At 42.3% G+C, this 12500-nt stretch carries 7 protein-coding genes; 2 read left to right on the top strand and 5 right to left on the bottom strand.

The features are described from left to right. Both Q1V93_RS09585 and Q1V93_RS09580 read right to left on the bottom strand, forming a co-directional pair. Positions 1–250 (bottom strand): biotin carboxylase N-terminal domain-containing protein (locus Q1V93_RS09585; protein ID WP_300664134.1); only part of this gene is annotated, 250 nt, incomplete at its 3' end. A 135-nt stretch (positions 251–385) separates the two neighbouring features. Next, complete coding sequence (locus Q1V93_RS09580; RefSeq protein WP_300664132.1) at positions 386–5020, bottom strand: translocation/assembly module TamB domain-containing protein; 4635 nt, start codon at positions 5018–5020, stop codon at positions 386–388. A gap of 24 nt (positions 5021–5044) precedes the next feature. Between Q1V93_RS09580 and tsaD the strand changes: the two genes are divergently transcribed. Beyond that, positions 5045–6073, top strand: a complete 1029-nt coding sequence (gene tsaD, locus Q1V93_RS09575; RefSeq protein ID WP_300664130.1) for a tRNA (adenosine(37)-N6)-threonylcarbamoyltransferase complex transferase subunit TsaD — start codon at positions 5045–5047, stop codon at positions 6071–6073. Then, positions 6070–7407, top strand: a complete 1338-nt coding sequence (locus Q1V93_RS09570) for a hypothetical protein (RefSeq protein WP_300664128.1) — start codon at positions 6070–6072, stop codon at positions 7405–7407. Before tsaD ends, Q1V93_RS09570 begins: the two co-directional genes overlap by 4 nt. On the opposite strand, the gene Q1V93_RS09565 is transcribed toward Q1V93_RS09570, so the two are convergent. The 3 genes from Q1V93_RS09565 to Q1V93_RS09555 form a co-directional block, all read right to left on the bottom strand. Then, positions 7404–7766, bottom strand: coding sequence for a hypothetical protein (locus Q1V93_RS09565; RefSeq protein WP_300664126.1), 363 nt, complete (start codon positions 7764–7766; stop codon positions 7404–7406). The genes Q1V93_RS09570 and Q1V93_RS09565 overlap by 4 nt on opposite strands. 169 nt (positions 7767–7935) lie before the next feature. Continuing rightward, positions 7936–9273, bottom strand: coding sequence for a hypothetical protein (locus tag Q1V93_RS09560; RefSeq protein ID WP_300664124.1), 1338 nt, complete (start codon positions 9271–9273; stop codon positions 7936–7938). Positions 9274–9538: 265 nt separating this feature from the next. Further along, entirely contained in the window at positions 9539–12253 is a 2715-nt protein-coding gene (locus tag Q1V93_RS09555; protein ID WP_300664122.1) for a gliding motility-associated C-terminal domain-containing protein, read from the bottom strand. Between the last annotated feature and the right edge of the window lie 247 nt (positions 12254–12500).

Here is a 12500-nt window from a genome sequence, read left to right as displayed (position 1 = left end):
AAAATCCGTAACCCGGGAGAATTCCTTCAACTACCAGATCTTTACAATGCTTCAGAATAACATCTTGTTGCAAATAGGATTCGGAGGACGGGGATTTCCCGACATAAACAGCTTCATCAGCTTCGTAAACGTGCGGCGCATTCGCATCTGCATCTGAATAAATTGCAACAGTCGCAATATTCATTTTTTTCAATGAGCGGATGACACGTCGCGCTATTTCTCCTCTATTCGCAATTAAAACTTTTTTCATAGATTCTTTCAATGGCGGTAAAAATAATTAAAGTGACACGAATCACCTAATAAGAAATACGATACTTTGCCAATTTGATATAGAAGCCCTGAAAATGAGCTAAAATTCGCAATTCGAACCCGCAATTCGTAATTACTACGGAATCGGTTGCTCTTCTTTCACCGGAGGTTCTGTTTTCTCTTCTTTTTCAGGATTCACCGCCTGCGATTGTCCGGGAACAAAATCAACCGGAACACGATTCTTGCGTTTGGAGTTGTTGACCTTGTTTTTCTTTCTGAACAAGTTCGTAAAGAACTCAATGATTCGCGATTCGGTAATATTGTTGAAGCTTTCTTCGTAGTGCAAACCGACACCTTGCGTGAATTCCCCTTTATCCTTGTTACTCAGGATTCCCTTGTCATTCGATTCGTTGAAAAGCGAAATCCGGAATGATCCGTCGTCGTTAATCAAATAATCCAGATTAAAGCTTCCGATGAGTGAATTGGTTGCCGTTCCCGAAGAAGTGTTGTTCGAAACTCCCAAAGATGTTTTCAGGATAATGTTTTGTTTCGCACCGTAAGCCCGCTGAAGTCCGAACTGAAAGTTTTTATCTCCTGTTACCGTATTATCATTGTATCCGACATTCATTTTCACATCTTTCGATAACTGATCAAGTGCCGCGTTAATCTGCTGGGTGATTACTTCCGCCACACCGCCGTAACTTCCGTTGTTTCCTCCAACTCCCTGGAAACGATTCATGACCAGCAGGGTGAAGAACTGTTTCTGTACTTCATCTTTGTTGGAACGGATTTTAGCCAATACTTCTTTTCCGGATTCGCTCGCATTCGGCACCTCGATGTCCAAAGCAATGGCCGGACTGGAAAGTGTCTGCGTAATATTCAATACACAACGCACTTCCGATTTCGTCGTAGAAGATCCCCCGATCTGGTCGCGGTTCAACTCATCCAAACTCGCATTTACTTTGTAATATGCTTTGATATCCAGGCTTGCGTCATACGGACTTCCCGACCAGATAATCTTACTTCCCTGATCCAGTTCAAACGTTTTACGAATCGGATTCAATACAAAATCATACTGTCCGTCGTTAATCACGTATTGTCCCGTCATTCTGATCTGTCCGAAATTATCTACTTCCAACCCGATATCACCGCTACCTGTGGCACGAATCTCTTCATTTGTCTGATTATCCAGGATCAGGCGGATATTGGCATCCGGAGTTGCTTTAATATTCAGTTTCAGATCCACTCCTGTCAAATCCAGTTTCTTCTTAACCTTTGCCGTATCAGTATTGAAATCAATGAAATCAAATTCGCTGATTTCTTTCGCTCCATACAACGGCAAATCTACATGCGTTCCTTTTTCGGTTTTCGCATTCACCGTGATTTCCGTATTTCCTTTTTCGAAAAGAATACTTGCATTTCCGGTTGCATACGCCTTTCCGTAATAAATTGTTCCTTCTTTATATCCTGTATTCAATACCATGAATTTCTTTGTCGGGCTCAACGGTCTTTTGCTGAGCGGATCTCTGAATCCACCGACCGATTCATCGAAAAGCACATCAAAACTTGCAGAGAAATCCTTGAAATTATTGTGGAAGACCGTTGCCAATGCATATGCTGTGTTTCCTTCATCGTCCAGCACAGGGAATGTTCCGTAAATACCGTCGTTTTCCCCGTCAAACTTCAACGGACCGCTCAAACTGTAATGTGTTCCCAGGATTCCAACCCGCAACCCACCGTTTTTCAGCTGCATATTTCCGCTGATAATCGGTTCTTCGATACTTCCTGTTGCGTGAATGACTCCTTTCACACTTCCTGCAATATCCGAAATCACTTCCGGGTCCATGAATGCATTTGCGAAGGATAAATTCATGTCCTTGAACTCCAAATCGAAGTTGATATTATCGTCTTTCTTGAATGGCAAGACGTAACCATTGAAGTCAAAGGTTTGCAGATCTTTGTATTTCAAATCCCCGTTCAGAATGATTTTTTTCTCCAGGTCGATCCAGATACCATTTACGTGTACATCACCGACTTCCTGTCCTTCGAGGAACAAATCTTTCAGGACCATATCCCCGTCTACACGCACATCGGTAAACGGTGTTGCCAAACGTGCTGTTCCGTCAAGATTTCCTTCCATTTTAATCCCGATTCCCAACAACGAGGAAAACTCTTCTACATGCAATTCATGTGCATTGACTGTCAGGTAATCTTCCGGATCTTCAGACAACACGCCGTTCAATGCCAGGAACTGGTTATCGCGCTCCAGCATCAGGTGATTGATCTCCAAATGATTTTTGCAATAAACCATTTGTGCCGTATTCATGATTTCCCAACGGTTATTTTTCACGGAGAAATAAGACGGTTTTACCTGGATATCGAATTCGCCTTCTTCGCGGACATCCACAATGAAATCGAAATCGGAGGTGTTTTCCACCTCTTTATTCCAGATCAGATCCGTTTTATAGATGTTCTTCGTTCCGTCCATTGTCAATTGAATGTTTTCCACATCCAGGGAATCTCTCAGCTGCGTTTTATCTGCTTTCAGAATCAAAGAACCTTCACCTTGTGAAAATTCCTGGTGCAAATCCACATTGGTCAGGAAAGCATCGCTTTTCTCACTGATCAGTTTGTCATATTTGATCTTCGATGATTGAATATCCAGCATCTGATGATGCACCCTGGAATCCAATTCTACATTGACAATCGTACCATAAGCTATTTCCAGGTTGGGGGCAAAAATATCCAGAAATTCCTTAGAATCTTTGATCGTTGCCGTCAAGTCGAAATGATCTTTTGAGTCTGTTCCTTTTGGGAATTTTTTCGGGGAGAAATAAGACGGAAAGGCATCTGAAAGTCCGTTATTAACGGCTATCGGAATGGTATTGAAATTAATTTTCCCGTTTACATCTGCATCCACAATGGCACTTCTCAATTCAAAACGATCACTTTCAGTGTTCCGTTCGATGTAAAGCCCCAACTGAGGAAGATTTATTTTCTTATCGTCTTTTACAAACTCAATACTGTCTGCATGAATCATTCCTTCATAGGTTTCAAGAGAATTTCCTTTCAAATCCATATCCAGGTTTCCGGTGAATGACGATTTCTCATCCGAATCAAAATTCAGTTTCCCCAGGTTGGCCTTGTCAATCCCGACTTTGAAATCAAAATGCTGAATTTTAGATACGTCAATCGAACCATTGAACGCGAGATCCAGATTCGGATCATTCACTTTCAGGTTGGCGTCCAACACGTTATTGATAAATGAACCATTCGTAACAGAAATGTTCGAATAATTGTAATCGTTGAACATGAACCGGGTCACTTCACCTTCCAGCGTTTCCAAACGAATCATGTCTTTCTGTCCTACAATTCCGCTCAAATAAACTTGTCCGGATACACTTCCGAAGTTCGGATTATCCAAAAATTTGCCCAGGTTAAAACTATCCACCGCAATATCGTAATTGGCGTCTTGCGTACGATTAAAGGAATAACCTCCTGCCGGCAGTTTGTAGAAGGTAATTTCGTTGTCTAGCTGCACCGATCCCAAAACCGATTGAAGCTTGTCACTTTTAACGGAAAACTGATCAATTGATCCTTTGACAAAGGTATTCTGAACTTCCGCAAATTGGAGCCGGTCGACCATCTCATCAAAGTTCATCCGTTTGATTCCGGTATCTTTGGGAAGCTTGATGGCCTCAACATCCGAAAAATCAATCAGCGCATAGTCAATCTGTTCATGGAAAGACGATCCGCTCATCTTTCTGAAATCCGGCAAGGAATAATCTCCGCGAATCACACTCCGGGTTCCGAAACGCAAATCCATATTATCGATTCTCAGATCCTTTACTTTTTTAGTGACTTCTGCACTCAATGAAACCACTTCGTTCATTCCTTCGAGTGCATGACCGAAAATAGCAACATCCCAGAAACTGACTTTGGAAGAATCAATTACCGCATCAAAGGCAACACTGTCTTCAAAACTGTTGAATCCCTTCAGGCTGCTCATCAGCATGTTGAGCCTGGAAGCATAAATATCCGATCGGGAAGTATTGATTTCCACGTTACTCAGCAAGATTCCCTTGTGTGGGTTAATAATCGCCTTCGCAAAAAGTCGTTTGAGCCAAAAACCCGATTTTTCCTGTGTTTGAAGATGTTTTAATTGAAAGGCCAGAACGCCTTTTTCTTCTTTGAAATCTTCTATGTGCAAAATCACATCCTTGAATTTCAGGTGGTCGTAATCCATCCCGAAAGTTCCGTGACTTTTCCGGTTATCATCGTAGGAAATGGTCACCCATTCGATATCGATATTGTCGACGGTAACCTTTGGTGGTTCTGATTTCGGCTTCCTGGATTTTTTCCCGGAAAAATAATCGGCAATAAAATCATAGTTGTAATCTCCGGTGATTGTATCGCGTTCAATTCCTACTCTTCCGTTTAAAAGACCAACGCTTTTCAGGTGGATGTAATCTCCTCCCAAATCAAAATCTTTTACACGAACCATGATTTGCTGCAAAGAAGCCAGCGTATCGCCATGCTGATCGCGGACAAATACATCTTTGAGGTACACTTTGTCGAAAAAAACCACATCTATCTTCCCGATCCGGAATTCAGCATCCAATTCTTTGGATAAGAAATTGGTTGCCAGGGTTCCCAAATAAGTCTGAAACTGGCTTGTACGGATGGCAAAAGCAAAAAGGATGAGTACTAAAAGCACCCATTCAAAAGAAATCCCTACTATTCTACCTAGTATTTTGAGTACTTTTGCCATGTATTACATACAAAATTAACAAAGTTGAGCCAACAATCATTAGTAATTCTGGGAATTGAATCATCTTGTGATGATACTTCTGCCGCTGTACTCAAAAATGATACCATTTTATCCAATGTTACGGCTAGTCAGGCGATCCATGAACAGTATGGTGGTGTTGTTCCCGAATTGGCATCGAGAGCTCATCAGCAAAATATCATTCCGGTTGTGGATGCAGCCTTAAAAAAAGCCTCCGTTACTCTGAAAGATATTGATTTAATCGCATTTACACAAGGTCCCGGATTAATGGGTTCTTTAGTTGTAGGAACTGCTTTTGCCAAATCTTTGAGTTTAGCCTTAAACAAACCGATGGTTGCCGTGCATCACATGCACGCGCATATTTTGGCTCACTTTATCAACGAAGGTACCCCGATTCCGAAATTTCCGTTTATCTGTTTAACAGTTTCCGGCGGACATACCCAATTGGTCCGGGTGAATTCTCCTGTTGAAATGATTGTTTTGGGTTCCACCATTGACGATGCAGCCGGCGAAGCTTTTGATAAAACGGCAAAAATTCTCGGTTTTCCTTATCCGGGCGGACCATTGATTGATCGTTATGCGAAGGAAGGCAATCCGAAAACGTTTACCTTTTCCAGGCCGCAAGTTGACGGATACAATTTCAGTTTCAGCGGATTAAAAACCTCTGTACTTTATTTCATTCAGAAGGAAGTTGCCAAAAACCCGCAATTCATCGAAGAGAATAAAGCTGATTTGTGTGCATCTATCCAGGACACGATTTTGGAGATCTTGTTCAAGCAATTGAAAAAAGTTTCAAAAGATACCGGAATCAACGAAATTGCTATTGCAGGCGGTGTTTCAGCAAATTCAGGGTTGAGAAACAGGTTGATGGAAGAAGGAAAAACACTTGGCTGGAATGTGTATATTCCTAAATTTGAGTATTGCACGGATAACGCCGCCATGATTGCCATCGCAGGAAAATTCCTGGCAGAAAACAAGCAATTTGCCGATCAGAGCATCAGTGCAAATGCGCGATTACCATTTGTGAGACCATGAAAAAAATTGAACTTCCGGAAGCATTTGTGAAACGTGTCAGTGAAGACACTTTTTTGGGAACTTCCCTCCTGGATGCTTTGAACGATGAGCAACCGGTCGCTATCCGGATCAATTCACTCAAAGGTCCTTCTGTTTTCTCTGACCTGGAAACAATTCCCTGGTCGAAGAACGGGTTTTACCTGAAAGAAAGACCGGTTTTCACGCTTGATCCGCATTTTCACGGTGGTCGCTATTATCCGCAGGAAGCAGGTTCGCAATTTATCGACTGCATTTTCCGCCAGCTTTCATTGCCCGAAGATCCGATCGTTCTGGATTTGTGTGCTGCACCGGGAGGAAAAAGTACACTCATAGCCGACTTCCTCTCGGGAAACGGTCTGCTTCTGGCAAATGAGGTAATTCAGGGCAGATCACGCATTCTGAAAGAAAATCTGACCAAATGGGGCGCTAAAAACACCCTTGTGAGCAACAACGATCCATCGGATTTTGAAACGCTCAACCATGTATTTGACTGCATTTTGATTGATGCTCCTTGTTCCGGGGAAGGAATGTTCCGCAAGGACCAGGAAGCACGGAATGAATGGTCGGTTGAATCGGTCAATCTATGTGCGGCACGACAGAAAAGAATTGTTATGGATGTCTGGGATTCGTTGAAACCAACCGGTTACCTCATCTATTCCACCTGTACGTTCAACGAGCAGGAAAATGAAGCCAATGTGGAATGGATTCTCGATCAAACGAATTCCGAACTGGTTTCACCGGATATTCCTTTTGCTAAAAAAGGACGAAACGGAATCGGGCATTATGCACTTCCATCCGAACTCAAAACAGAAGGTTTTTACGTCGTTGTGATCCGGAAACCGGGTGAAGAACGCATTCAAAAAAACAAATCCAAAAAGAAAAGTTCATTGACCCGAATCAAAGCGGAAAGTTGGATGAACGAATGGGTTTCTACCGATAAATCGGAATTTGTGCAATGGAACAATTACCTTTTTGCTGTTCCAGGCGGAAAACTGGAACTCATTGAAAATCTGCATACCAAACTCCGCATCATCAAACTGGGAACGGAACTCGGAGAGATTTCCAGAAAAGGTTTGATTCCGAATGAAGCTTTGGCATTGAGTGAAGGGCTGCTTTCCTCTCAAATTCCCAACATCGAATTGAGTAAAGACGAAGCCTTGCATTATTTGAAAGGTGAAACCTTCCAGCTAAACGGAACACAAGGATTCAATACGGTTTCATTTGAAGGAACCAAACTTGGATGGATCAAACATTTGGGCAACCGTTTCAACAATCTGTACCCGAAGGAATGGCGGATCAGAATGCGTGTAGACTAATTGACAGGTCGAAAAAACTGCATTTTCCCCTTTTTCAAATCGGTTAAAAAAATACTGGATTCACCTAATTTCCGGCCGAAATTTCCGGTGTTTTGATGCCAGAGGACTAATTCTCCGTTTGGCTTTACTTCTTTGACTACGGCAAAATGCTTTTCCATTGTTTCGAAATACTTCACTCCGTTTTTTACACCATTAAACCGGACTCCTTTAAACGCGATCAGATCACCGGGAGCAATGCAGTTCTTTTTATAATCATACGGAGTTCCGAACACATCATAACCATTCCAATTTGCATGTGTTTCGTTTAAGGCTAAACTCAAAACGTCCCAGCATTCTCCTCTCAATAGTTTCTTTCCCATGTACGGTTTTAGAACTGTCAATATCTCCGTATTCAGAGTTGGAACAGAATCGCAACGCTGAACACTTTGTGCCTTGCCATGGAAATAAAACGAAAGAAAGAATGCTAGAACGCTAAAATATTTCATGTTGTTTGTGATGTTACCGCTATAACGCGAAAAGTGAAAAAGGTTAAAAAGAAATTTGATATTGCATTACCACCATGTTCTTTCTGCTTGTTTGAACCGCTTCACCGCCGGAATTGCTTGCAAATACAGGTCTGTTCTGAAGTGCAAGTGTTAGTTTTCCACCATGTGTTCCGTGAATCAGCCAATTGATTCCGCCTTCACACATCACAGCAGCATCTTTTAAAACCTGGAATTGCGAATATTGCATTTGGACATATGGCAATAAGGTTCCGTTTCCGGGAAGCAGATCGTCTTTAAATTTGTAGCCAACCTGGGCGAAAAGGATGTTTCCGGTTCCCACCATCGGGAAATTAACTCCTGATCCGTTCAAAGAAGCTGATGCTGCATTTACACCATTTGCCGGATTCATCGCGTTATTCATCCGCAGATAGTTTTTCCCGAAATCAAAATTATTGTAGGCCACATACGCATTCAAAGCTGCTCCTTTCTTCCCGATCGGAAGATCTGCAAACACATCTGCTCCCAGCAAAAGCATTTTCGTACGAACCGTATCTCCGTCAATTCCCGTATGCCACATTGCTTTGTTTTGCTGCACCCATCCGATTCCGAGATTCAGAATTTTCTTCTTTCCCAGGTATGTTCCGCTCATGTATGGAACTGCAGTTGTTTCCTTATCAAAAAACTGCCAGAATACGTATCCGGAGGTTTGCATTTCCGGAGCTTCTGTGGAGAAGTTTGAAACCGGGTTAACCGGAGGAATTGGCACCGTACTGTTTCGTGCCGACATCGGTCGGCTAAGCGCAACCCGGTAGTTCAAAGCTCCTAATTCACCTTTTGCATAAACGGATAATTTACGGGCAAACTGATCATCAATTCCATTCGTTGCCTGCTGATAGATCGGTGCGTCCAGGCCCATAATATTTGCTACTGCCGGTGCGGAAAAACGCGACATTCCGCCCCAGGCAGTCAAACCTCCACCAATGTGAATTTGTTTCGCGATTTTAAATTCCGTTACCGCATCGTGCAAAAATGCTCCGGTTCCCCTGGGTTGCAAAAAGCTGAAATTGTTCTGACCGAACTGTGTATAGAAGAAAATCCGGTCCGTTAATTGCCCGAAAGCCTGAACGCGCCATCTTCTGATCCCGATATCCGTGTAATTGGACTTCGGGGTTCCGTCAACGGTTGTTCCCGGGTTGAAGTCTGAATACCTGAGCCAGGTCTGACTTAAAAATGTTCCTTTGAAATAATGAGTGCCTGATTTATTAAAATTGATTTTTAATTCAGGTATCGTGATTCGTTGTTTTACAGAGTCTTTTGCAACTTGTGCCAAACCTGCAATTGATTGCATTGACAAAATCAATACAAAGCCTATTTTTTTCATACTGGATTTCAATTAAAAAACACCTGATTCCGATAAGAGATCTAATCGAATTCAGGTTAAAAATATATCGTCGCTAGTTTTTGAGAGCCGAAAAATTACAAAAGATTCCCCTCATTCCGGCATGTTGCTTTCAAATAATTCACCAATGAGCATCATTGAATCGACTCATTTTCGACATAAATACGTTTGAACATGAGGTTTAAATAACAACAAAAGCCCTGACTAATAGAAGTCAGAGCTCTCGTATAATTAAAGTAGTCGGTAATTATTTCAAGACATTAATTGCGCCATTAAATGTTTTTTTCGCATCCGTGTAAATATCTTTTACCCGTGCAATCCATGAATAAGATCCCGCCGGAACAGGGCTTCCGTTGTATGTTCCGTCCCAAGCCGCGTTTACATCGTGTGTTTCCCAAATGATTTCTCCCCAGCGATTGAAGATCATCAATTCAAAGTTGTATTCGTCAATTCCTGAAATGTAGAATTTCCAGCTTTGATTGAATTCGTCTCCATCAGGCGTAAATGCATTCGGAGCGTAGAAAATGATATCGCTGATTACATTGAGGATGCGTTTTGTAGTGTCCACACAACCTTCGGCAGTTTCTACAACCAATCGAATCTCATAATTTCCCACAACGCCTTCCGGATAATGGAACGTCGGATTCTGAGCAGTGCTGTTGTTCGGAGTAGCTCCCGGCGAGTACCAACTCCAGTTGACAACTCCCGGACTCGATTTATCCTGCATTTTGACCGCAGTTTCAAAAATCGTCGTTGGATTGGAAGACATCGAGAAATCAGCTTTCGGATTCGCAATCACAGTTGCAATTCCAGGGAAAGTATTTGTTGTAACACATCCGTGAATCGAAGTGGTAATAACAGTAATCGTATAAATTCCTGCTGATGTATACGTGTAAGTTAAATCGCTGTTTCCGTAGAAAGTTCGCGTATCTCCGTTTCCGAAATCCGCTACAACAGAATCAATTTCATAACTGTTGTTGGAGTTATTCAGGAATGTGAACTCTCCCGGAAGACAGGAATAGGGTTTATCCGCAACGTAATTCGGAATAATGCTTACCGGAAAACTAATCGTCAGGCAGGAATCCGTTGACGGAGAACCACATTGTTCCGTTAATTCCGCACAATAAACCGTTGCATTTGTTGCTGGATCAACTGTAATTGAAGCTCCGGTTCCGATTACCGTTCCATTTTCTCTCCAGGTAAAGATATAATACTGATTTCCGTTACCACCTGTTCCCTGAACATTCAATGTAGTGGATGCTTCCGGACAAATGGTTATATCGGGAGTAATGCTGACAATTTTTAAAGGAGTCGGTTCACCGATCGTTGCTGTAACAGAGATTACACAATTTTTTGCATCGGTAATGGTAACTGTATGTGTTCCCGCAAACAGATCATTTGCCAAAGGTCCTGTTGAAGCCGACGCGCTCCAGGAATATGCATAAGGTGCTGTGCCGTTTACAACACTCACTTCAATGATTCCATCATTCGCGCTGTTGCACGTTACATCCTGCTGATTGGTAATGGTTGCAACCATTCCCGGAATTTCTGTTACAACCACTTCTACCGTATCAATACATCCGGTTGTTGAAGAAACTTCACAATGATAGGTTCCAGCGGTCAATCCTGTAATGGTTTGTGTTGTCTGCCCACCTGCATCGTACCAATTATAAGAAACTGTTCCCAGTACCGGAGTCATGGTAGCCGTGGCTGTTCCATCATTTCCTCCCGGACAGCTCACTAATGTGGATGTACCTGAGAAAGCTGCATTCGTATTCGGAACGTTTACATTGACATTCGCCGTACAACCCATTGCATCGGTAATCTGGACGGTATATGGTCCGGCAACAAGATTCGTGGCAGTTTGTGTTGTTTGCCCTCCGGGAGACCAGCTAAACGTAAATGGTGCCGATCCTTGCGTTGGGGTTACGGTTGCAGAACCAACCCCGCCAAAACAATAATCCGTTGTTGCTGTTGTCGTTCCTGCTACCACCTGGCGCGTGATAAAGGAAGTGTCACTGACTCCTCCAACAGCTGCATTACAAGCTGTAGCCGTTAAGTAGTATCCGGTTGTTCCCGGTGGAATCGTTGTAATATTCAATACTCCACCGTTATAAGGGAACGTTGCCCCCAGCGTATTCGCCCATTGAATTGAGTTATTCGAAGTGGATGTTACGGTATAATATTGAACTGTATTAACCGCATAATTAGATGTGTTATTCGGAGCTACCGGAGTAAATCGTTTTCCATCCTGGTTAGCATTCCAAACGGTATTGTTTCTTCCGGGAGTAATTGTTGCAGTTGTACCTGCTCCATTGTGAAGTCCCTGAATCGCCAGTCCTCCATTCCATGTAGAACAGTCAGGTTTCTGACCGATCATCATATCAATAACATTGGTCGTTTCGTAAAAAACCAACGCTCCGTAATAACAGGTATTCAGACATTGAAAAGCATTCACACTTTCATAAAGAACTACGAACTTCCGGTTCGGAGCTGTACCGATCGTTTGGTATTTGATTGGTCCGATGGGTGCCTGAGAAGGATTGATATCCGAATAAAACAACATCGCAGAGTTTCTGGTTGTAGCCAGGTTTACTGTTGATGGTAAAGTTCCCATTCCAACCAATGACCATGGACAAGAGTTGTTTGCATTCCCGGCGTTGAAACTTACGAGACCATTTGACCCGATAACACATTGCGTGTAATTTGTTCCATAAAAATTGAATGTAAATCCGATCGGAATCTGTGCAGAATACCAATCATCCGGTAATTGGGGAATAGTAGTCGCATTATCCAAAGTAATTCCGGCGCTTATTACCGGATTTCCTCCTGAACAATTTGTAATCTGAACGGTTTGACCTGCACAAACGGTAGCGTCCTGACCAAGGCATAATGTTACCTGAGCATTCAGCATACTTCCCGACATCAAAACCAATGTGAATATTAAGATAATCTTTTTCATAATTACTTGTTGTGGTGTCTTAAAAACGTTTTTTTTACCCATCGGTTGCTTGATCGTAAAATAAATGTCAAAAACATTTAAATAATTCAACAACAATTGGTTAAACCCGTTTAATCGACCAATTCTATTTCTAACAAGAATGATCCACAAAATCATTAAGCAATTCATTATCAGAACAGTTTGCTCAAATCAAAATCAGGGTGGTTTTACAGGGAATTTAAGCTTGAAAGCAGCTGCTTTTTCTTCA

This window comes from Fluviicola sp. (assembly GCF_030151805.1).
Classification (GTDB): Bacteria; Bacteroidota; Bacteroidia; order Flavobacteriales_D; family Crocinitomicaceae; genus Fluviicola.
Note: the sequence above shows the minus strand (reverse complement) of the source record. Positions and strands in the feature narration are given on the sequence as shown.